Annotated in this window: 15 protein-coding genes and 1 pseudogene; 11 read left to right on the top strand and 5 right to left on the bottom strand. The window is 41.8% G+C overall.

Annotation, left to right across the window (positions count from 1 at the left end):
- The first annotated feature begins 352 nt into the window (after positions 1 to 352).
- From L1028_RS08190 to L1028_RS31645, 5 genes are all read left to right on the top strand, one after another.
- On the top strand, positions 353 to 1735 hold the full coding sequence (locus L1028_RS08190; protein WP_234532885.1) for an ABC transporter substrate-binding protein: 1383 nt from the start codon (positions 353 to 355) through the stop codon (positions 1733 to 1735).
- 156 nt (positions 1736 to 1891) lie between these two features.
- On the top strand, positions 1892 to 2734 hold the full coding sequence (locus L1028_RS08185) for a carbohydrate ABC transporter permease (protein WP_042184126.1): 843 nt from the start codon (positions 1892 to 1894) through the stop codon (positions 2732 to 2734).
- Complete coding sequence (locus L1028_RS08180; protein ID WP_234532883.1) at positions 2734 to 3567, top strand: carbohydrate ABC transporter permease; 834 nt, start codon at positions 2734 to 2736, stop codon at positions 3565 to 3567. Before L1028_RS08185 ends, L1028_RS08180 begins: the two co-directional genes overlap by 1 nt.
- Before the next feature lie 100 nt (positions 3568 to 3667).
- Positions 3668 to 4699, top strand: a complete 1032-nt coding sequence (locus tag L1028_RS08175) for a LacI family DNA-binding transcriptional regulator (protein ID WP_234532881.1) — start codon at positions 3668 to 3670, stop codon at positions 4697 to 4699.
- Positions 4700 to 4709: 10 nt separating this feature from the next.
- On the top strand, positions 4710 to 4820 hold the full coding sequence (locus tag L1028_RS31645; protein WP_423803026.1) for an ArsR family transcriptional regulator: 111 nt from the start codon (positions 4710 to 4712) through the stop codon (positions 4818 to 4820).
- A gap of 415 nt (positions 4821 to 5235) precedes the next feature.
- Here the strand turns inward: L1028_RS31645 and udk are convergent, their stop codons facing one another.
- A complete protein-coding gene (gene udk / locus L1028_RS08170; protein WP_042123429.1) occupies positions 5236 to 5862 on the bottom strand; it encodes a uridine kinase in 627 nt (208 codons plus the stop codon).
- Between the two features lie 157 nt (positions 5863 to 6019).
- On the opposite strand from udk, the gene L1028_RS08165 reads away from it, so the two are divergent.
- Complete coding sequence (locus tag L1028_RS08165) at positions 6020 to 7132, top strand: threonine aldolase family protein (protein WP_234532879.1); 1113 nt, start codon at positions 6020 to 6022, stop codon at positions 7130 to 7132.
- On the opposite strand, the gene L1028_RS08160 is transcribed toward L1028_RS08165, so the two are convergent.
- From L1028_RS08160 to L1028_RS08145, 4 genes are read right to left on the bottom strand one after another with little or no spacing between them, the layout of a single operon-like run.
- Complete coding sequence (locus tag L1028_RS08160; RefSeq protein ID WP_234532877.1) at positions 7106 to 8422, bottom strand: glycosyltransferase family 2 protein; 1317 nt, start codon at positions 8420 to 8422, stop codon at positions 7106 to 7108. The two genes, L1028_RS08165 and L1028_RS08160, sit on opposite strands and share 27 nt — an antisense overlap.
- A 19-nt stretch (positions 8423 to 8441) precedes the next feature.
- Positions 8442 to 9989, bottom strand: coding sequence for a lipopolysaccharide biosynthesis protein (locus L1028_RS08155; RefSeq protein WP_234532876.1), 1548 nt, complete (start codon positions 9987 to 9989; stop codon positions 8442 to 8444).
- Positions 9964 to 11091 carry a polysaccharide pyruvyl transferase family protein gene (locus tag L1028_RS08150; RefSeq protein ID WP_234532874.1) on the bottom strand — a complete coding sequence of 376 codons (1128 nt, stop codon included), beginning with the start codon at positions 11089 to 11091 and terminating at the stop codon, positions 9964 to 9966. The genes L1028_RS08155 and L1028_RS08150 overlap by 26 nt, the downstream gene beginning before the upstream one ends.
- A complete protein-coding gene (locus L1028_RS08145) occupies positions 11088 to 12119 on the bottom strand; it encodes a glycosyltransferase family 2 protein (RefSeq protein WP_234532872.1) in 1032 nt (343 codons plus the stop codon). Before L1028_RS08145 ends, L1028_RS08150 begins: the two co-directional genes overlap by 4 nt.
- 166 nt (positions 12120 to 12285) lie before the next feature.
- Here L1028_RS08145 and L1028_RS08140 point away from each other — a divergent pair.
- From L1028_RS08140 to L1028_RS08120, 5 genes and pseudogenes are all read left to right on the top strand, one after another.
- A pseudogene (locus L1028_RS08140) lies at positions 12286 to 12444 on the top strand (Zn-dependent hydrolase); the annotation flags it as partial.
- Positions 12445 to 12726: 282 nt separating this feature from the next.
- Positions 12727 to 13860, top strand: coding sequence for an alanine dehydrogenase (gene ald / locus L1028_RS08135; RefSeq protein ID WP_234532917.1), 1134 nt, complete (start codon positions 12727 to 12729; stop codon positions 13858 to 13860).
- A gap of 893 nt (positions 13861 to 14753) precedes the next feature.
- Positions 14754 to 16013: a PucR family transcriptional regulator gene (locus L1028_RS08130; protein WP_234532871.1), complete on the top strand. Its 1260-nt coding sequence runs from the start codon at positions 14754 to 14756 to the stop codon at positions 16011 to 16013.
- A gap of 78 nt (positions 16014 to 16091) precedes the next feature.
- Positions 16092 to 16820 carry a protein-glutamine gamma-glutamyltransferase gene (locus L1028_RS08125; RefSeq protein WP_234532870.1) on the top strand — a complete coding sequence of 243 codons (729 nt, stop codon included), beginning with the start codon at positions 16092 to 16094 and terminating at the stop codon, positions 16818 to 16820.
- Between the two features lie 435 nt (positions 16821 to 17255).
- Entirely contained in the window at positions 17256 to 21005 is a 3750-nt protein-coding gene (locus tag L1028_RS08120; RefSeq protein ID WP_234532869.1) for an S-layer homology domain-containing protein, read from the top strand.
- Positions 21006 to 21034: the final 29 nt, after the last annotated feature.

The following is a 21034-nucleotide window of genomic DNA, read 5'->3' as shown; positions in this document are numbered from 1 at the left end:
CCTATTCATAGTTATTTTTTGAAAATATAAGAAAGTATAAGTTTCACGCTATAGTTTATATCTTATATTTCTCGCTTAAACGCTCGCCGTCCTAATTAGGACACCGAATGCGTTTATACTTGTCTATTATAACGTTTGAAGATTTGTAATGGCGAATTTCTGCAATAAAATGGTTATTGAAATGTTCCAAATGGTATGCTAATATTTCAATTGAAAACGTTACCGATAAGGATACCGGAGATAAGCGGAGAATATTTAAGTAAAATGAAAACGCTGACATTATTCTCGGTAAGCAAACTCGGAGACGTCTTTAAGAGAAGTAATTTAATAAAAAGTACGAGGGGGAAGAAAAATGAAGAACATTAAAAAATATCTAGGGCTCATGTTGGTAATGTCTATGGTTGTAGTCTTGGCAGCAGGGTGCGGGAATAAAGAGAACAATACAGCAACCAATAATGGAAACGCTTCATCTGGTAAAAATGGATCGGTTTACTTTTTAAACTTCAAGCCTGAAATTGCAGAAATATATGAAAAAATCGCTAAGGATTACGAAGCGGAGACAGGTGTTAAAGTAAAAGTCGTAACAGCTGCAGCAGGTACTTACGAAACCAAATTGAAATCCGAAATTTCTAAGTCCGAAGCACCTACGATCTTCCAAATCAACGGACCTGTTGGTTTTCAGGCGTGGAAAGATTACACCTTGGATTTGAAAGACACTAAGCTATACAGCTACTTATCTGACAAAAGCTTGGCTGTAACTGAAGGTGAAGGCGTGTATGGTATCCCTTACGTAGTTGAAGGATACGGTATCATCTACAACGACGCGATTATGAAGAAATACTTTGCATTAGCTGACAAAGCCGTTTCGATCTCTTCCACAACTGAAATCAATAATTTCGAGACTTTGAAAGCAGTAGTAGAAGATATGACCGCTAAAAAAGATCAACTGGGGATCAAAGGTGTATTCGCCTCCACTTCCCTCGCTGCTGGTGAGCAATGGAGATGGCAGACTCACTTGGCTAACTTGCCACTGTACTATGAATTCAAAGACAACACTGCGTTTGATAACACCGTTCTTGCGGGTCTAGCTTCTAAGGAAGTTGAATTCAAATATAACGATAAATTCAAAAACATCTTTGATCTTTACATCAAGAACTCTGTGACTAAAGAATCCCTTCTGGGTAGTAAATCTGTAGCTGATTCCATGGCTGAATTCGCACTGGGTAACGCAGCAATGGTTCAAAACGGTAACTGGGCTTGGTCACAAATCAATGATGTAGATGGTAACGTAGTTAAAGCTGAAGACATCAAATTCTTGCCGATCTACACAGGTATGGAAGGCGAAGAAAAACAAGGTCTGGCTGTAGGTACAGAAAACTACTTGGCAATCAACAGCAAAGCCTCTGCTGAGAACCAACAAGCTTCTATCGCCTTCTTGGAATGGTTGTTCTCCAGTGAAAAAGGTAAAGCTTATGTAACGAACGACTTAGGTTTCATCGCTCCATTCAACACGTTTGAAGACAGCGAAAAACCAGCAGATCCACTGGCTAAAGAAGTATCTGCTTGGATGGAAAAAGATCTGACTTCCGTAGCTTGGACATTTGCGGCATTCCCAAGTGAAGAATTCAAAAACGTCTTTGGTGATGCGCTCTTGCAATACGCTCAAGGTAATAAAACATGGGATGAAGTTGTAACCATCTTTAAGGACACTTGGAAGGCTGAAAAGGCAAAATAATAAATGTATGGAAAAATGATTGAATAACTCTCAGTTGTTATAAAAATAAAAGCTTAGTGCCACTGAATTCCCTTTGGAATTTCAGTGGCACTAAGCAACAATTCGAGTGAATTCATCTGTTTCATCATTTTTCATACTGAGATAGGAGAAGACTCCATGGAAAAATCGATAAGAAAATATTTTGCTCTTTTTGCATTACCGACCATAATAGCCTTTGGGATCGCGTTTGTTGTACCTTTTCTGCTAGGTATATATTTATCCTTTACAGAGTTTACTACCGTCAATGATGCAAAATGGATAGGGTTTGGCAATTACATTAAAGCATTTTCAAATCAAGAATTTCTAAATGCACTAGGCTTTACTGTTAAGTTTACAGTTCTATCTGTTCTTACGATTAATGTATTCGCCTTCATACTGGCGATGTTGTTAACTAGAAAGCTAAAAGGGACTAACGTATTTAGAACTATTTTTTTCATGCCTAACTTGATAGGCGGTATCGTATTAGGGTACATCTGGCAGCTGATCTTTAACGGAATTCTGTATAAATTTGGAGTTACTTTAACCTCTGACGCAACTTATGGATTTTGGGGATTAATCATCCTTATGAATTGGCAATTGATAGGTTACATGATGATTATCTATGTTGCAGGTATTCAAAATGTGCCTAAGGATATAGTAGAAGCCGCAAGAATTGATGGAGCTTCACGTTCTAAGATTTTACGTAATGTGACGATTCCACTCGTAATGCCATCCATTACCATTTGTTTATTCTTAACGTTATCGAATTCATTCAAATTGTTTGACCAGAACTTAGCGTTGACCGCTGGTGCTCCTTCTAAGCAGACCTCAATGTTAGCACTGGATATCTACAATACCTTCTACGGAAAAACAGGATGGGAAGGTGTCGGTCAAGCGAAAGCCGTCGTTTTCTTTGCACTGGTAGCCTTAATCGCCTTAGTACAACTTGTCATTACTAGAAGAAAGGAGGTTGAGAACTAATGCAACAGACTAAAGCAAAAGACTATTCCATATTCACTATTTTGTTGGTCTTGGCCATTGCGTTCTTATCTCCGATCTTTATTGTTCTGATGAACTCCTTTAAAGGGAAGTTCTACATCAGTGATACACCTTTCTTATTCCCTAATGGAACTACTTTTGTTGGTTTGAAGAACTATACTAGCGGTATAACGAAGATTGATTTCTTCAGTGCTTTCGGAATGTCCTTGTTTATCACGGTGTGTTCGGTTGCTGTAATCGTGTTATTCACATCCATGACCGCATGGTATATTACCCGGGTAAAATCAAAATTCACGAACTTGATGTATTACACATTTGTGTTCTCGATGATCGTACCCTTCCAAATGGTAATGTTCACAATGACTAAGACAGCCAATGTACTGCATCTCGACAATCCGATTGGAATTATCTTGATCTATCTGGGATTTGGATCAGGGCTATCGGTATTTATGTTTAGTGGATTTGTGAAGTCCATCCCACTGGAGGTTGAAGAGGCGGTTATGATCGATGGATGTAATCCACCGCAGGCGTTCTTTAAAGTGGTATTGCCCATCCTTAAGCCTATAGCTGTAACCGTAGCGATTCTTAATGTAATGTGGGTATGGAATGACTTCCTGTTGCCTGACCTACTGATCGGTACTGAATACAAAACCATTCCTATTGCGATACAGTACCTAAAAGGTGGATACGGATCGATTGATATGGGAGCTATGATGGCGATGCTAGTTCTAGCTATTGTACCCATCATTATTTTCTACCTCACCTGCCAAAAATATATTATCGAAGGTGTCGTTGCAGGAGCCGTTAAGGGTTAAATAGAATATGTATGTAGAAGCGAGTAGGGTGCTTTTCTTGTTGAGTGATCTCTTCAAGAATACCCTACTTTCTTATTTAACGTGTAAAGGAAAGGTAGAAATGGAGAGATTGACTATCATAGATATCGCCAAATTATGTGGGGTTGGCGTGACTACAGTATCTAGAGCTATAAATAATCATCCGGATATTAATGAAGAAACAAAAGCGATGGTTATGAAAGTCATCAAAGAAAACCATTATGTACCGAATAACAGTGCCAGAAATTTAAAACGTTCCGATTCGAAAACGATTGCAGTATTGATCAAAGGGATATCTAATCCATTTTTCAGCCCGATGATTAAAGTATTTGAAAAAGAGATCCAGCGAAAGAAATACTCCTTTATCCTGCAGCGAGTCGATGAGAATCAAGATGAGATCGAAGTGGCAATTGAGCTGGAGAAAGAAAAACGCCTGAAGGGAATTGTGTTCCTGGGGGGATTATTCTCACACTCTCAAGAAAAATTACAGCAATTGACGGTTCCATTTGTCCTCAGCACGATTGGGATGACGGAAGAGTTTGATCTAAGTAACTATTCTTCTGTATCTGTAGATGACTTTAGTGAGAGCTATAAAATTGTAGACTATTTATGTAATCTGGGACATGAGAAAATCGCAGTCATTACCGCGCCTGAAGATGATGTGAGTATCGGTAAATTGAGATATGAAGGGTATAAAAAGGCTCTTTCTGGTCATGGAATAGCTTATAATGAACGGCTAGTACGGCGAATGAAAGAGGATATTGATAGCTATAGTATGGAAAACGGGTATACGGTTACAAAAGAACTGCTGGAGTCAGAGGAAGAGTTTACCGCTATTTTCACTTTATCGGATAGTATGGCCATCGGTGCTTGTAAAGCCATATTTGAAGCAGGCAAGCGAGTTCCAGAAGATTACTCTGTAGCTGGTTATGACGGACTGGATATTTCCTTCTATTATAATCCTTCCATCACTACCATCAAACAGCCAGTAGTAGAAATTGCTGAAGCGTCGATTAAGATTTTGTTTGATCTCATTAATAAGAAGGTCAATCATGCGCATCAGATTTTCCCTGCAGAATTAATCGTTAGAGAATCTACGAGATCTATATTGTAGTGTCAGGTCGCTGAAGGCTGGGGAAATTGCAGAGAAATTCGAAATAAGCAGGCCAGCGGCTTCACACCACTTAAAGATCCTACGGGATGCTCGCATTGTTGACTATAAGAAAAGGGGGTAGCGGGTGTATTACTGGTTGGCACGTGACAAAGTTACAACGAATTTTAGGGCGCTTGCCGATTTGGCATCGTCGATAATTACGGGTCTAAGCCATCTCAAGGGATCGGTTTAGTCCTGTTTTTAAGTTAACCATGCATTTACCATATCGGAGACAGGTTTATAGATAAAGATCATCCATCCCAGTGGGTACTTTTACAAAAAAAGGTTAACATCCACTGTAGTGCTATCAAGGCTTCGACCCGCTCAAAGAATCCGCCAACAGATATGCGTCTTGCGATGTTATAACTGGGGTACACATTTGAAGGTTTTCTTTGAGAGTTCTTTGAATAATCTATTGCAGATTCGGGGATGAACTCGTAAAAAAGCTGTCGAGAGAATCTCGACAGCTAGGGCTAGAACTAGGTAATTAAGAACTTTTAAGACGTCCAATCGTTATATAGATGCTTCTCAGTTAGGATAGACAGCAACTGGATACCGACCTCATTATGGCCACCTTCCGGGATGATCAAATCGGCGTATTTTTTGGATGGCTCAATAAAAGCTTCATGCATCGGCTTAACCGTGCTCAAATATTGGTGATGGATCGACTGGATGCTCCGACCACGTTCCTCGATATCGCGGAGTACCCGGCGGAGGATGCGTACATCAGGATCAGCATCAACAAAGACTTTGATATCAAGCATATCACGGAGGTTCTCGTCGGATAGAACATGGAGTCCCTCGATGATTACAATATTGTTTGGTTTCAGTTCTACCGTCTCCGTAGTGGAGCGGGCATGAACTGTGAAGTCATACACCGGTGCATATGCTGCCCTATCTTCTCGCAGACATTTAAGATGCTCAATAAGCAGCTCGTTGTCGAAAGCGAAAGGATGATCGTAATTGATGGATTCACGTTCAGCGAAGCTGAGGTGTGAATGATCTTTATAGTAGTTATCTTGAGATATGAAAGTTACCTTTCCCGTTCCAAGACGGTCAATGACGGAGCGGGCTACGGTTGTTTTTCCCGAGCCGGTGCCGCCGGCGATACCAATGATGAGCATGTGATTCAATAACCCTCCCTAAGATTGCCGTTGCAATTCCAATATTGTAGCACAGCGCTCATGTTTTTTCACCTTAGATCGGGTAAAATTAAGATGGGATTTTTTGAAATTCGTCTATATTAGGGACAAGGTAAACACGGAAGGGGCAATTCTACCAATGAACGGAAAAAAATCAGTGCAAGAGGCTTTTAATGAAACGACTTATCGAATCGTAGGACATGGGAATCGAAATGTTCAAGTCTTGAAGGAAGCCTTTGAAGCTGTAGAATATAGTACACCATCTGACATTTATGGATCTGGAAAGGTGATTGAGGATTTCCAGTCGGAGATGGCGAAGCTTCTAGGTAAAGAGACAGCGGTTTTCTTTCCAAGTGGAACAATGGCACAGCAAATCGCCTTAAGAATATGGTGTGATGAAAAAGGACTGAAAAGGGTCGCATATCATCCCTTATGTCACTTGGAGATCCATGAGCAGGATGGGTTGAAGGAGTTGCATCATATTGAGCCTGTCCTACTTGCGGACGAGAATCGACTAATCACCTTGGATGATGTATTACATATGAAGGAAGATATTGCTTGTCTGCTGCTTGAATTACCGCAGCGTGAGATTGGCGGACAGTTACCGGAGTATAAGGAGCTTGAAGCGATTTCTGCACATTGCCGTGCTCGCGGAATTAAACTGCATTTGGATGGGGCAAGGCTGCTTGAGACGCTTCCCTATTATGGCAAGACAGCTGCTGAGATCTGCGCCCTCTTTGATAGTGTCTATATCTCACTGTATAAAGGAATCGGGGGAATTGCTGGTGCGATTCTTGCAGGAAACGAGGATTTTACGAAGCAATCGAAGATATGGAAGCGGCGGCATGGCGGTGACCTAATCAGTCTGTACCCATACATAATTTCCTCTGATTACTACTACCGGCAAAGAGTAGATAAGATGCAGCAGTATTATGAAGGAGCCAAGGAGCTTACCGCCTTAGTGAATCAATGTCACGCTGTGACTACGTTACCTGCTGAGCCTGTTTCTAATATGTTCCATATGCATTTTCAAATGTCTAGGGAGAGTATTGAACCGATCCTGTCTTCTGTATATGAGGCAACAGGAATCGGTTTAAGCGCAGCGATAAGACCAACGGGAGAACATACTTCTTATTGTGAGATCAGTATTGGAGACAAATACGCCGACATCCCTAAAGAAGAGGTGAAAGGATTCTTACTGCTGCTCGATAAGCTAATGCGTGAATCATCTTCCGAGCAGCGACCGAAGTAATGAGATCCGTAATAATTGTTTTTTAATAAGCTTTGTACGGAATTCATTTCTTAATGGATTGTAGATCGGCGGGCAATGGTTAAGGGCCCAATCATACATGAATTTAAAGTCTGTAGCGTCTTTCGCAGAATTTAATAAATAGTATGAGATCGTATCATAAGCATTATGGTTAAACCATTCCGTCATTTCCTGCTCGTGATAGCCATATTTCTGAACGGCCATATTCTTAATTAACAGCTTCTCCTCCAGATTCTCAATTAAGAATCCCTGACTCAGATTAAATGTAATGTTATCCCCGTGTAATCTGTATACACCGGCAAGGGTGTCTATGAAGCCAGCATCACCGACCAATAAGGAACGCAGATAAATAGAAGCATCGTTAACCATGTTCATATTTAGGATATCCATAGCCATTAAAGCCTCACGCTTAAAGACAGTTGTTAAGGTGGAGGAGGGCTTTGGATATCCTTTTTTCTCGAAATTCATGAAATAATCCTGCTTCTTAATAATCTTACTTAGCTGTAGGCTACTGATCTTCAGTTGCTTGGCCTTTGAAAATTCAAGAAATACATTAGCAGCTACAAATGATATTTCGGGATGGTGATTGTGAAATTCCACAGCCTTGCTTAAATAATTCATGTCAATCAGATAGTCATCATCATCGAGAAAAAGAACATACTCACCATCACCATGAGCAGCAAAAGCCTTACGGCGATTATTTCCCGGCCCGCTATTCTTTTCGTTCCGCATGTAGATTACCCGTGACTCGCCTCCGAAGCTTTGCTGCATTAACTCTGCCGTACCATCTGTAGAACAATCGTCGATCACTATGATCTCTTTATGAGGATAGTCTTGCTTTAAGATGCTTTGGATCGCCTGATACAGGAATGCTTTTCTATTGTAAGTAGTGATAATGACACTGACCTTGGGATAATCGCCAAAGGCAAGAAGTGCCGGGTGTGAAGTATCCGTATGTGAGGACTGGTGTTTGATTGCAACGATCCCATGGATTAACCCGTCGATTTCTTCGTTCACAATACAGAATTGCTCTGACAGATAGAACCTTAATGCATCTTCTGAAGCTCTCCCTGTGAGATAAGCATGGATCACCTCAGATAAGGTTTCTAGAAAGGTTCTTGTTTGAGGATTTTGTTCTTTATCTACAATCTGGCGGCATCGTTGGAATATCTCTTGATCATCCAATTGAAAGGCAGATGAATGGTTGATTCCATCGTTAAGGTCATTTAAAAAGACGTAACAGGCTTGCTGCAAAACCTCGCTATGATCCATTTAGGGTCCTCCTGATGTGTTATTTGGATAAACTACTTACCTTAGGCCTAGCAATAACTTTATTTTTGAGCTTAGCTCGGTATATTTTGAGATGCCCCCACGTATACAGGAATACTTCCCGCTCCATCAAGGAGGCGATTACGAAATAGACAGGCAAGATCACAAGTCCTAGCAGTACACCCCACAACATAATTCCCGCATAGGAATGGATGGGGATATTGATAGCGCTAGAGATCAGAATAATGCCCACAAAAACCACTGCATTTGTTAGCCATCTTCTAAAGGTGACCCAAGGGCTCCGATCCAGCAGATGTCTGCTAGCGTAGATCACAATATCTATGGAGCGGTATAAGAGGGCGGCTATTGTTCCCATCAGTACACCGTAAATCCCCATGAAGATAACGAAGACTATAGATGCGACCAGATTAATAGCGGATTCTAAAATGGAACGGTTCTGAGTGTTCTTGAAATGCCCGGCGATCGTAATCACATTATTGGAGGAAGTTCTGGCATTGGTTAATAATTTGATGACTACGAACAGGATCGGCAGCCACATATCGATATAATTCACGTCATTTACCCCGGCGGTATACAGTTTCATAAAAGGTAGAGTTAGAATGTAAGCCACTGTTAGAATCGCGAAGATGAGCCCCATAAAATACACTTCGTAAGCATCATAAAATTTAATGAACGCTTCTTTGCTCTCATGGTAGCTTTGCCCGAGGGCAGCTTTCACGCTTCCGTTTATGGTTTGGACGATGTTATCTACAATCGTAAAAATCATGTTATACATGACATAAATGCTGACGATCTTTAAGTTCGTAAATATAGTCAGGATCAGCACGTCGGTATTTCTAAACACCAAGTAGGAGATCTCATGGACTAAGACGGAATTTTTTTGACCAATGGCTGCATAGTCTGGTTTGAGATTTAAGTTGATCCATTTGTAGTGCTTATTGATATAGATATAGAAGACAACGATTTGAAGTATGGTCAATATGAAATAGGAAGCTTGCACAGCAATGATGTTCACACCTTGAAGTAATAACAGGATCCGAACCACATTGTTCAGGATGTTGGCTACGGTGACTATAGAGGTCTCTACATAGCTTTTTCCCTCTGCAGCGAGAAGCACTTTGAATTTTCCTTGGAAATAATAATTGATCGCTCCGCCCATCCCTGTAAGTAAAATAATGAGCATAATCGATAATCGATCGATATCAGAAGTGATCACTAATGGATACAGGGTGGCGATTAGAAGGACGGCGAAGAAATAATAAATGCCTGTTTTTTTATAATAGCTAGAGGTGGCGGCCAAAATAGAGTTAATGTGGTTCTTATCATCCGAAGCAACTGGCTTATATAAGGCTTGGATTGAAGCGGCGCCTACGCCGGCTTCCAGCAGGGCCAAATAACTAATGATCTGTACAATCGAAGCGATTAAACCATTGGCCTCTGAGCCATAGTTGACCATAATCAGTCGGGGGATAAAAAAACCGAGGATGATCGTGATGAGCTGACTCCCGAGTCCAAAGGATAAGTTAAGAATGCTCCGCTTGGCTCTCATAACGTATCCTCCTTTCGAAAAGCGATAAATACGTATCCAGATGTTCGAAATGTCTTTCGGCATGTTTGGCTTGCGGCGTGACATCCATGTAGTGAGTAGTCATACTTTCAAAAACCTGCGCAGGCTGGAGCTGCTCCAGTGTAGTGAAATCGGTATATAGCCCTTTGAACTGGGCATCTTCCATTACATTGATCATTTTTTTGCTGTAAGCGACGGGAAACACTGGTTTACCGAATACCCAGCCGAGGATCATCGCATGGAATCTTGAAGCTACGATAAAGCTGGAATGAGCTAGAACGGCCAAGGCCTCATCTATATTCGTTTTATATAAATGCACTTGAGTGGCATCCTCATAGGAGGGGCCCATAATATTCTGGATTTCCTCAATCGCTAGCTGATCGCCTTCATGTTCGCAAAATGACATAAAATGAACAGCGTAGCCTTTTTCAATGAAATAAATTGCGAGTTCTTTCATTTTTTCATAATAGAGGTTGTCAAAACCGTTCAGATCTTTAGCAGAAGGTTTAATGACGGATATGACGATGTAATCCTCGGGTTCGGTTTGAAGATTTGGCGGGTCAAGCTGAAAAATAATATCTGGCGCTAAACGGACATTATCCAGATCCTCGAATAAATCATAAGAGTGCTTTTCTCTGAAGCAGATATCTGTATAGTCTTTAAAAATCCGCCTGTGTTCCTCATAATATTCTTTATCTGTATAAGGGCCGAAATTAGAGCCTAATAAATAGTAGGGCTTATTCTTATTCCGGATGGCTTCTGCGTTCTTGAAATGCTCTTTCCAGTGATCTGCCTGCATAAAGATCGAGCCGCCGATATGAACAACACCGTCGGAGCGGTCTGCCATATATTTTTGCGCCAAATTATGTATCTTTAACCTTCTGCAAATAAAGGCAATGCCTCTAAAAAAAATAGAATCGGAAGGATACACTTTGAGGTTCTTGATCTCTTTGAAGATTCGCTTGTATAGGCTTGGAGCGCAGATTCTGAATTCGGTATCCGGATATCTTTCACATAGCACCTTAATGAATAAATCATCGCCCAAATTGAATTCGGTATAGGCATAGATCAGCATCTTTTTCATAGTCTAGATTCCTTTCGCTTGAACCTGGATAAGCCTCTCTCCACAGAAATGAATCTGTGATATAGAAGCGGGGAGATTAAGAATGCTCGGATATAAAGGGCTAATCTTCGGTCATTCCCTCTATAACGTCTTATGAGTTCATACATTTCTTGGTTTAGTTCCGGATAGGTATGATCGATGTCGCGAAGTAACTTCTGAATACTTACGCCTTCTGTCCCATTTAGACAGGTCTTTAGGTTGAAAAAATAATTCTCGATCAACTCGCGATTTCTTATATAAGGAGATACCATATCCAGTTGCTCAAAGGGATGGGCCTCGAAATAGGCATCAACCCGTTTGAATACGGCTACGACATCAAATTTTTTCACATTATAGCTATTGGAAATCGACGTATTTCTTTGTAAATAAAACGATAATATATCCGGTAATGTGATGACTCTAGCGGATCTGGATAAGGCTTTGTAGATAAATTCCTGATCTTCTCCATTCACACAGCGTTCCGTATATTGGAGTCCATGAAGGAGTAATATCTCCCGTTTATACGCTATGCTCCCTGTCCATATTCGTAAGCTTTTGTTCACGAAAATATGAGTCAGCGCTTCACTGCCTGTTATGTTGCTATAAGCGGAGGTGTAGCTCAGAGTAGTGACACCATCCTCTGTGACATGGCTATATCCCCAGCAAATAATCTCGGGGTCAGATGGTTGAGTATAGGTATGAATGGTTCGTACTAAGTCTGTAGAGATATAATCATCACCATCCAGAAACAGCACATATTTCCCTGTAGCTTCTGTTAAGCCTCTATTTCTAGCCGCACTAACCCCCTGATTTTCTGTTCGAATGACTTTGCAAGAAAGATCGGGGTGAAGTGCGAGAATATTTGCTATCACGTTGTAGGTGTTATCCGTAGATCCGTCGTCCACGATAATGACCTCGAAATGCGGTTCACTTTGGGTAAGGAGTGAATCAAACATAGGGGTTATATAATGTTCAATATTGTATACAGGGACCACAATGCTTAGATTCATGTGCTGCTCCTTTCCTTGATAGAACTGGATAAATAGCTATCTTTAGCTTACCCTTCGTATCAAAAGATTGTATATACTACTTTAGTTTACTTATTGCTACCTCTAATTCGTTGTAACATCACTTGAATTTTACAAATGAAGAAGGGGCTCGTAGTTGGCATGGCCTGATGCTCAGTTCATAGCCAGCTTTCTGCCATCCGCGAGGGTGTTTGTACCTAGTGTGAAGGGAAAAAGTCATTGTGAAGAGGAGTTTACCTCCTATGAAGACTGTGAAAAAGGGGTAAATGTAATCCTAGAAACGGTGTTGTTATTACTGTCAAAGTAATACGCGTCACTAAACATAACATTCCATTATGGTAGTAGTGCTTTTATTTCATACAAAATCGTCAAAAAGACACTCTAAGCGGTGTCTTCTTTTATGAGATAATGATTAGGGTTGTGTTGGGTACCAAATGAACCTGAAGTTTATGGGCGGTTTAAGACGAATCCTTTGTGTAAAAACACAATGATGATAGATAATATTTTAATTTTTTACCAAATTGGGAATGCTAAACGTATGTTATCATTATTTACATAAGGGGTCTACATTAGACGGGAGAGATGAATGATGATTATCGGAGTGCCTAAAGAAATTAAAAATAATGAGAATCGTGTAGCCATAACACCTGCGGGTGTAGTTAGCCTTATTAAAGAAGGACACCAAGTGCTGGTGGAAGCTGGGGCTGGTGTGGGAAGCGGATTTCCAAACGAAGAGTATGCTTCTGCCGGAGCAGAACTGATTCAGGATGCAGCCACGGTCTGGAGCTCTGCCGAAATGGTGATGAAAGTGAAAGAACCGCTGGAAAGCGAGTACCCTTATTTCCGTCCAGGCCTTATCTTGTTCACGTATCTGCATCTTGCGCCTGAACCATCTCTGGCCGCTGCGCTCAAAGACAAGGGTGTCTTTGCCATCGGATATGAGACGGTTGTTCATGAGCGGACTTTACCGTTATTAACACCGATGAGTGAAGTAGCGGGCCGGATGTCTGTTCAGCTTGGCGCTCAGTTCTTGCAAAAAAACTATGGCGGACAAGGGATTCTTCTCTCCGGTGTTCCCGGGGTTAGTCGTGGCAAAGTTAGCATTATCGGCGGTGGAGTAGTAGGTACAAACGCTGCAAAAATGGCTATCGGTTTGGGTGCTGATGTTACAATTGTTGACCTCAGTGCAGAAAGATTGCGTCAATTAGATGATATTTTTGGGGCACAGATCAACACGTTGATCTCTAACCCTTACAATATTGCCAAAGTGGTAGCTGAGGCAGATCTGTTGGTAGGTGCGGTGTTGATTCCGGGTGCAAAAGCACCGAAGCTGGTTACCGAAGAGATGGTCAAGGCCATGAAGCCGGGATCGGTGATTGTCGATGTGGCCATTGACCAAGGTGGTATCGTAGAGACGATCGACAGAGTGACAACACATGATAATCCTGTATTTATCAAGCATGGCGTGCTGCATTATTCTGTTGCTAATATGCCGGGTGCTGTGGCCAAAACTTCGACGATCGCTTTAACCAATGTCACCGTTCCATACGCCCAACAAATTGCCAATAAAGGCGTGATCAAGGCGATTCAGGAGAATGCCGGCCTAAGAAGCGGCGTAAATGTCGCCAATGGAAAAATCACCTGCCAAGCCGTGGCTGAAGCACTTGGCGAGAAATATTTTACGGTAGAACAAGCCATGGAGCAGACGTTCACGATGAGCTAAATGCGTTCCAAATGAGTGATAATATGGAAACCAATAAACAGCAAATTCCCGCTATGGGAATTTGCTGTTTGTCGTCTCTGGGCGGAATACTTCTGGCTAGCTTCAGTTTCGAAGTAGGGAGATCCGGTAGAAGTCAGCTAATTTGATCTAGGAGGTAGCTAGGAGTGGCCTTCAGTGTGCTAGATCCAGCAGAAATCTACTAGTTCGGTGTTAAAGGCTGTAGGACTGCGTTATGAAGATCGTTGGATCGGGTGGATGTTTGTTGGTGTGTTGTTAAAAGTAGCTAAGTTGTTTGTGGTGTATGTTAGGTACATTGGATGTTGCCAGTGCGACGCTAAAGGTGGATAGACACTACGTAGAAGTTGGTTTAAATTCGATCAAAAGTAGCTAGTTCCAACTATGTGCAACCTGATTTGGCTAGTTCTAACTAACATTTGTTAGTTTTCTTGGCTTTTGAGACGGTGAGAGGTTTGTTGGAGTTGACTTTTAGGGAAATCCTCCCTATAAATACGAAGAATATCCCCGATTGTGCCTGAATTGGAGGAATTACAGGGAGGAATTCCCTCAAAACTATAAGGGGGCTCTCTCAAGTAGCGGTTTAAGTGTTGTCGCGCTACTCCGTCACCCCGCTTCCCGTAACCCGCATCAACGTAACCTGCTACTCCGTCCCACGCCACTCCATAACCCCGCCATTCCGCAACCAACGTAACCTGTACTCAGCAAATACGCCCCCACGCCACTCATACCTCGTAACTCCTCCACCCGGCGATCTCAAGAACCCGCCATCTCGCCCCCCATCCCATTATCTTATAGTCAGCTGGGAGCACGCATACTATAATAAAATCACTCTAAAGTTCAAGGTTCGGCTATTTTTTCAGGCAGGGGTGGGGCAAGTGACGGATAAGGATCCATTGTTCGATCGTTTCTTCGATAGTATGGAATCGTTGGCAGATGCGATTAGTGAATCTCTTCAATCCCAAGTTACGATTGAGGACAGCAATCACCATGTGATCGGATACAGCTCCCATCAATTTGAGAGTGATTCCGCGAGAATTTCGACCATTATTGGAAAGCGCGTGCCTAACGCTGTCATTATAGGCTTGCGCAAGAAGGGGGTTATGCAGCAGCTTGAAAGCGCTACACGTCCGATTCGGATTCCTGCGGTCATGGAAGTAGGGCTTGGGCCACGTCTGGCTGTTTGCATCAAACATCAGAAGGAAATTCTCGGGTATATATGGGTTGTGGATGCAGGTAATCTGGTTGAAGGACACGCAGAGAATATTGTAGAGAAAGCGGCGGCCATCGTTGGTCGTTATTTATTGAAACAGCGGGGTTGGAAGACGAAGCAGGAGAAAACGCAGGAGGATTTTTTCTGGAAGCTGCTCACCTCCCATTATGACAATGAAGCGAATATCAAACAGGATGCGGAAGTTTGGTCGATTCTTTTGCCGGAAAAATATTATATTAGCGTGTTTGAGAGTGACAAGGTCATCAATGATCATTTCGTGCTTCGGTTCCGGCAAACCATGGCTTCTTATCCGGGTCTGCAATTATTGTTTCTGACGGCAGAGCATAATCGGCTGATTATATTGTTTTCATTCAGCTTTCGCATGGAAGGAACGGGTGGTCTGTCTTCATTTATGCACAAAATTATCGATGATATGCGTAGGAGTGAAAGCTGTGTGTTAGCTGCAGGCTGTAGCCTGGATTACACCGAATATATGTCGGCAGCCATTGCGTACTGGGAAGCGGGGTCCATTCTGGAGATTAAGAAGCTGTTGCCTTTTCATGGTCGGGAGTTACTATTGTATGAGGATATTGGATTTTGGGCGTATATTCCGGCTATTATGGAGCAAAAACGCAGTCGAACCCGTAAAAGTCCTCTGCTGTATCCGCTTAAAGAGCATGATCGCGAGCATAAAAGTGATTTTCTAAAAACGATTGCCGTTTATTTATCACTCAGTGGAAACTTGAAGGAATCTGCCGCTTTTTTACATATTCATACCAACACATTGCTGTACAGATTAAATCGAATTGCGGAAATCACGGGCAAAAGCTTAAAGGATACGGGATACCGCACTTCTATATATTTGGATATTTTGACAGAAGAGACCAGGCAGCTCAATCAGTGGTTTGTTGAGGCACAGGAATAATATGAATTAAGCACCAACTGGGCAGTGAACACGTACAATAACCTATATTTAGAACCTATAACATTGGAGGGACTAAGCATGGTGAAGGAAGTTCGTTCACCCGATGCCCTTGACTTTGAACGGAAAATGAGAGAAAGCATCGTGAATTCGGCCGAAGGTTTAAATAACAGTGGAGCGGATTTTGCAACATTTGATGAGTCACGCGGCAATCCGCAGTTTTGGACGCGTACAGATATCGGAGGACTTCAGCTGAATGCTGGTGTGGCACCTTCGGTTGGGGTTAAAGACATTTTTCAGAACGGACATTTATATGCCTTCGAATGCGCGACAGCGATGGTTATTGTTATGTACAGGGCGACAATTGAGGCTATAGGTGAAGAAGTCTTTAATAGGTATTTTAAGAATTTATTTTTATGGGACTGGAACTACGACGAGAATCTACGCTTAGTTACGAACTATAATAAGGATCAGATGCTGCGGGGAGATATTGTGTATTTCAGGAATCCAGATCATGCTCCTAGCAAGCCAGAATGGCAGGGTGAGAACGCTGTTAAGCTTGAAGAAGACCTATTCTATGGCCATGGTATTGGGATAACCACTGGAGAAATCATTATAGACTCTCTTAATGGGGAAAGAGTGCCTGGAAGTAATATTTCAGCGTTTCTTACGAATGAATCCATTCATCCAGATTTTAACTATTTACAGAGATTATCTTCAGGTTATGTCTTAACCGGAGCGGAAAATAGAGGCTCTGAGTGCACTGTGTTTTCAAGAATAGGGACTAGAAGCTACATTTATAAGATCTAGCAGCTAAGAGGGTACCAAGGAGAGTAATCTTCCTGAAAAAAGGGGCTGTCTCATAAGTAGATGTTCTACAAAAGAAACAGCCCCGTTTATTCTTCTTCAGTTGTCCATAACACGAACGAGGAGGTGTTCTGGAATCACTTCACCATCCGGTTGTCCAATCATACGTAGTATCAGTAAAGACACCATCTAGGGTGTCTTTTTTTTCGTGAATTCAATAGTTCTAGTTCGTAGCCATTGAAGCTTGAGTAGCTGTAATGCCACCTCTTTGTGACTCTTGCATCTTACGACATAAATATGCTAGCTATTTATGCGCCAAGAAAGAAATTTTTGTGCATACAATTTAAATCTTTAATAGTAGCAAAGGTTTAATTTTACATTGAACTGTTATAGTACTCATTGATCAATACTTTACTAACAGGGGGAAGGATAAGCGCAATGAATACATTACGTAAGACAATAGTGATTGCATCAGCGATAACATTGCTAGGAGGAGGGTTTAATACAGGCTTTAGTCAAAATAATTATGTCTACGCAGTAGATGATGCTACGCCATCCGTCGTGGTTGAAGATTTTGAAGACGGAATCAATGATGTGAAATTTAATCCTAAACGTATGTATAATGCTGCGCTGCATTTGGAAGATAACAAAAAGCTTGTAAGAAATGGACAATATTCGGCTAGAATTGATTACGATATGATCGGCATAGTAGATAACCCCTCTCAAATTGAAGTCGGGTATAAAACGGGGAATATCCCAGTAACAGGTTACCCTTCTAAAGTAGGCATGTGGGTTTATGCAAACAATGAAGGACATTTGTTGACGACAAAATTTAGAGATATAGGCGGATCTTCTTTCCAGGCAGAATTTTATAATGTAAATCAAGTGGGTATCAACTGGTCTGGCTGGAAATATATCGAGGCAGATGTTCCGCAGGGTAAACCGGGTCCGATTGTTCTCGAATTGTTTTTCCAATTGAAACAATCGAATATGAGCAAGAAAAACAAGGGTTCTATTTGGGTAGATGATATTACCTTTATCTATGACGAAGTTGATGAGGATAAGGACGTTCCTGCCATTAAACCTATAGCCCCTGTTGAAAATGAAGTATTAAACACTCCACTTGATGAAGTGAAAGTTGAGCTGACCGATAACGGATCAGGTCTGGATTTGGGTACCTTATCTGTTCAGTTGGATGGAACGGATATTACGGAAGAAGTGCACTATTCTCCAGATACAAATGTATTAACTTACCCAGGAGAATATGTAGATGGCGGTTATCATGAGCTTGTGATTGAAGTGAAGGACAAGAATGGTAACCCGGCAACAAAAAAACTCACCTTCACAATAAATGCAGGAGAGCGTTTGTTCATGACTGCAGACGAAGAAGCAGTAAGTAATGAAATCTATCCTGTACAAGTTAATATCAAAGATTACTTGAAAGCAGAACAGGCAAAATTCACCCTAAATTATGATGCAAGTACCCTTCAAGTTGAAAGCATTACTCAGGCGGCTGGAGTTTCCCTAACCTCAGATATTGATAATGAGCACGGCATGGTTCAAGTAGCACTTGATAACGTAATAGCAGCAGCTCATGATGCCGTTACTGTTAACTTTAGAGTGAGCTCTCATGCCGTGCTAGAGCGTGGTGAAGCGTATAAAACCATAACAATGAGTAATGCGAGTCTTACTGCTGGCGGCGTTCAGACGAGTACACCATTAGCCGCGCCTATTCATTATACAATCGGTTTCCCCTATCAGCTAAAAATGACGGGAGTTGGTTTGGGTACACCTTCTACCTTTACAGTGTTAGACCATGGGGGCAAACCGTATGAAGGTGCGGATATTTTTTTCACCGGATTATTAAAGCAAAGCTCAATAGTGACAGTTAACACTGTTACGTCTAGTGTATATGAGGATGATGATACATCTTCTAATGTAATCATGGTTGCAAATGCTGGTGAACGTTACTATGCTTCAACAGCAGCTAAGAAAGGATTTTACGAGGTTATTCTCGCAGACGGACAGACAACAGGTTATATCTCGGAAGCTGATGTTAGTAGTCAGTTATTGAGCGGCAGCCTTGGTAAAACAGATGCTAAAGGACAGTTAATGACAGACCTCACTACATTGGCACTTGGAACCTATCAGGTTCAAGCTATCATCGGTGATCAGAACAGTAAGGTTATCAATTATGAAGTGGTAGAGCAGTATGGTACGAATGAACCGCAATATATTCAAACCTATGTCGCAGAGGATATGTCTTCACAACTGAGTGCTGCCTGGCAAACAAAACCAGATCAACCCTCTACGTATATTCAATACATCGAAGCTGGTGAATGGGGAGCAGGAGCAAGCCCTGACATCAATAATGTAAAGCAGCAGCAAGCCGAGAGTGAGCTGCAGGTGCTTAGTATGAAGGAAAATGGAACGAAAGGCGAAATCCGGTTTCATAATGTCCTGGTTAAGGGCTTGAAAGCAGATGCCACTTACAAATATCGTGTAGGCTATGAGGACAATTGGTCGGAGTGGCATGAATATTCTACTATCGATCAGGATAAATCAACACCGACCTCATTCTTGTTTATTACGGATTCCCATACGAATCAACTACCAGGATTACAAATCTATCAAGAGCTAATGACTAACGCATTGACACAATATCCATCAACACAGTTTATTATGCATGGTGGAGATATGGTTGATGTAGGCGGCGCATTCGAAGAATGGCAAAAGTTCTGGCTAGCATCTTCTATCTATGCAACAAAACTCCCGGCTGCACTAACACTGGGCAACCATGATGTGAAGAGTGAAGGGAAAGATGTGTTCACCAAAGGTGCAAATTTCCCGGTAAACGGACCAGAATCGCAACTGCAATATGCTTACTCTTATGAAGTCGATGATACTCATTTTGTCGTATTGAACTCAGAAGGCACAGAGGAACAGATGGTTGATCAAGCAGCATGGTTAAAAGACGATTTAGATCAGAATGATAAAAAATGGACTGTCGTTATGTTCCACCGTCCAGCTTATCATACAGAGAATGGTCGAGAATCCCTTGTTGAGTATACCCAAACCTATTTTGCACCCATATTAGAAAAGAAAAAAGTCGATTTGGTTCTGGTTGGTCATGATCATGTGTATGCGCGCACCTATCCAATGATGGATGGAAAGCCAAATAAAACTACCGATGAGGGTACTGTATACCTTGATGGCGGTGCTTCTGGCTGGAAATTCTATGATGGCACCCAATATAATTATTTGAATTATATTTTTGATGAAGACGTTCCTGTATACTCCGCTATTAAAATTACTGAGGATGCGATTCATGTGGAGGCACGTACAAGTGCGGGTATATTAATCGATGAGTTTTCTGTCAAGAAATCAACTGAGACACCAACACCAACACCAACACCAACACCAACACCAACACCGACACCGACACCGACATCACCAGCATCGACACCAAATTCAACAACAACGCCACCAACATCGATACCAAAGCCAACAGTAATGCCACCAACATCAACACTGAAGCCAACAGTATCGCCAACACTGCCAACATCGACATCGAAGCCAACAGCGTCGAAGCCGGTATTCAACGACAAGGTAAATGTAGATGCAGTTAAAGCTATCGTGGAAAAAGAGAAGTCTGCTCCCGCTATAAACTTTACGGATGTTCCGGCAACTTCATGGAGTGCTTCCGTAGTGGAGCGTGCAGCTAAGATGGGGATTGTAACGGGTTATAGTGATGGTTCTTACCATCCGAATCAAAAGGTAACTCGCGCCGAGTTCGCCACAATGGTAGCAAAAGCTTTGGGTCTACCGAATTCAAGCGGTTCATCCTTCTCTGACACGCAAGGACATTGGGCTTCAGAATCGATTGCAGCATTACAAGCTAAAGGGGTAATCACGGGTTATAGTGATGGTTCTTTCCATCCTAATCAAGAAATTTCCCGCGCTGAGATTGTTGCAATGCTTGCTCGTCTGACAAACTATGTTCCTAACGCCTCCAACCTATTTTTGGATGTAGCTACGAACTGGGCTTCTGAACAAATCAATGCTTTTGCAACTGCTGGCATAGTAACTGGTAAAGGCAACGAATTGTTCAAACCAAAAGATACTGCATCCCGTGCGGAGTCGGTTGCGATGATCATTCGCTTATGGGATAAATTGCTTACACAATAAGTGAAATCTTTAGGATAGTTAACCCGACT

This window comes from Paenibacillus pseudetheri (assembly GCF_924513355.1).
GTDB classification, from domain to species: domain Bacteria; phylum Bacillota; class Bacilli; order Paenibacillales; family Paenibacillaceae; genus Paenibacillus_AQ; species Paenibacillus_AQ pseudetheri.
This window is presented reverse-complemented; position numbering and strand designations above follow the sequence as displayed.

Excerpts from the sequence above, each read along its gene's own strand:
- L1028_RS08190 (WP_234532885.1), top strand. The coding sequence starts at position 353 with ATGAAGAACATTAAAAAATATCTAGGGCTCATGTTGGTAATGTCTATG.
- L1028_RS08185 (WP_042184126.1), top strand. The coding sequence starts at position 1,892 with ATGGAAAAATCGATAAGAAAATATTTTGCTCTTTTTGCATTACCGACC.
- L1028_RS08180 (WP_234532883.1), top strand. The coding sequence starts at position 2,734 with ATGCAACAGACTAAAGCAAAAGACTATTCCATATTCACTATTTTGTTG.
- L1028_RS08175 (WP_234532881.1), top strand. The coding sequence starts at position 3,668 with ATGGAGAGATTGACTATCATAGATATCGCCAAATTATGTGGGGTTGGC.
- udk (WP_042123429.1), bottom strand. The coding sequence starts at position 5,862 with ATGCTCATCATTGGTATCGCCGGCGGCACCGGCTCGGGAAAAACAACC.
- L1028_RS08165 (WP_234532879.1), top strand. The coding sequence starts at position 6,020 with ATGAACGGAAAAAAATCAGTGCAAGAGGCTTTTAATGAAACGACTTAT.
- L1028_RS08160 (WP_234532877.1), bottom strand. The coding sequence starts at position 8,422 with ATGGATCATAGCGAGGTTTTGCAGCAAGCCTGTTACGTCTTTTTAAAT.
- L1028_RS08155 (WP_234532876.1), bottom strand. The coding sequence starts at position 9,989 with ATGAGAGCCAAGCGGAGCATTCTTAACTTATCCTTTGGACTCGGGAGT.
- L1028_RS08150 (WP_234532874.1), bottom strand. The coding sequence starts at position 11,091 with ATGAAAAAGATGCTGATCTATGCCTATACCGAATTCAATTTGGGCGAT.
- L1028_RS08145 (WP_234532872.1), bottom strand. The coding sequence starts at position 12,119 with ATGAATCTAAGCATTGTGGTCCCTGTATACAATATTGAACATTATATA.
- ald (WP_234532917.1), top strand. The coding sequence starts at position 12,727 with ATGATTATCGGAGTGCCTAAAGAAATTAAAAATAATGAGAATCGTGTA.
- L1028_RS08125 (WP_234532870.1), top strand. The coding sequence starts at position 16,092 with ATGGTGAAGGAAGTTCGTTCACCCGATGCCCTTGACTTTGAACGGAAA.
- L1028_RS08120 (WP_234532869.1), top strand. The coding sequence starts at position 17,256 with ATGAATACATTACGTAAGACAATAGTGATTGCATCAGCGATAACATTG.